The organism is Variovorax sp. P1_H12_2 (genome assembly GCF_056405335.1).
Window position 1 is genome coordinate 1 of the sequence record NZ_JBFUCI010000719.1, and the last position, 1,500, is coordinate 1,500.

Here is a 1,500-nt window from a genome sequence, read left to right on the forward strand (position 1 = left end):
CAGGTGGCGCAAGCGGGCCGGACGATGGAAGAGATCGTGGACAGCGTGAAGCGCGTGACGGACATCATGGGCGAGATCACGGCGGCCAGCCAGGAGCAGACCTCGGGGATCGAGCAGATCAACCAGGCGATCACGCAGATGGACCAGGTGACGCAGCAGAACGCGGCGTTGGTGGAAGAGGCAGCGGCGGCCGCCGGCTCGCTGCAGGAACAGGCGTCGAGCCTGGTGCAGGCCGTCAGCGTCTTCAAGATGGCCAGCGACGGCGACGCCGCGCGCGTGATTGCGCAGGCGAAATCGAAGGCCAAGGTGCAGCCCCGCAAGCCGGCCGGTGCGGCCGCCCCGTCATCGGCGCCGAAGCGCACCGCGGAGTCGGCCCGATCCGAGCCGAAGCTCGCAGCGTCTGGAGACTGGACCGAGTTCTAAAAGCCAGGCCCGCCAAGGGCCGCCATCGAAGGAGTAGGAATGCAGTGGTTTCAACAGCTACGTGTGACTGTCAAGCTGGTCTTGAGTTTTCTTGTGGTCGCGGTCCTCGGCACCGTGGTCAGTGCGCTTGGCATCTTTCACATGGCGCGCATCAGCGCGTCGACCGACAGGCTCTACCACCATGAGCTGAACACCCTGCAGGCCTTGCAGGATGCCAACATCGCGCTGCTCTACGCCAGCCGGTCCCAGATGACGCTGCTGTCGGCGTCCACGCGCGGCGAGCGCAATACGGGGTCCGTCGCGATCCGCAAGTCGATCGAAGACCTCGAGGCGCGGGCCGCGGTGGCCAAGCCGCTGTTCGCCGAGAGCGAGGCCGGCGCGACGCTCTATCGGCAGTACGAAACCCAGATCGCGCCGCTGAAGCAGCGCATGGCGGATTTCGTCGCGCTGGTGGGCAAGCAATCGCTCGACAGCTCGCAGTTCGACGGCCGGGTGGGCGACGACAGCACGCAGCTGCTGAAGGACTCCCGCGCGCTCGAGGAAGTGCTCGAAGCCATGGTGGCGCACAGCAACGCGCTCGCCAAGGCCAGCGCGGAGCAAGCCGCCGACACCTATCGCAGTTCGCGCTGGATGATGCTGGTGATCGCCGCGGTCGGGCTCCTGGCCAGCGTGGGCATGGGGCTGATGGTCGCGCGTTCGCTGGGGCGGCAGTTGGGCGGCGAGCCCGCCTATGCGGCGGAGGTCGTCGGCCGCTTCGCCAGTGGCGATCTGGCGGTGGAGGTCGACACCGGCTCCGCGCGTGCCGGCAGCTTGCTGCATTCGATCCGGCAGATGCAGATCGAACTGACCGCAGTGGTCGGAAAGATCAAGGCCTCGAGCGACACGATCGCCACCGCTTCGGGCGAGATCGCGGCCGGCAACCAGGACCTKTCGTCGCGCACCGAGGAGCAGGCGAGCTCGCTGGAACAGACCGCGGCGTCGATGGAAGAGCTGACCTCGACCGTGAAGCAGAACGCCGACAACGCGCGCCAGGCCAACCAGCTGGCGGCCTCGGCCTCCGAAGTGGCGGTCAAGGGC

2 protein-coding genes are annotated in these 1,500 nt (G+C 67.5%); both read left to right on the plus strand.

Translation table 11 applies throughout. The annotated features are described in order from the left end of the window. Window positions 1–423 (plus strand): methyl-accepting chemotaxis protein (locus AC1D2K_RS34525; RefSeq protein ID WP_478094920.1); only part of this gene is annotated, 423 nt, incomplete at its 5' end. Window positions 424–462: 39 nt separating this feature from the next. Beyond that, window positions 463–1,500 (plus strand): MCP four helix bundle domain-containing protein (locus AC1D2K_RS34530; RefSeq protein WP_478094922.1); only part of this gene is annotated, 1,038 nt, incomplete at its 3' end.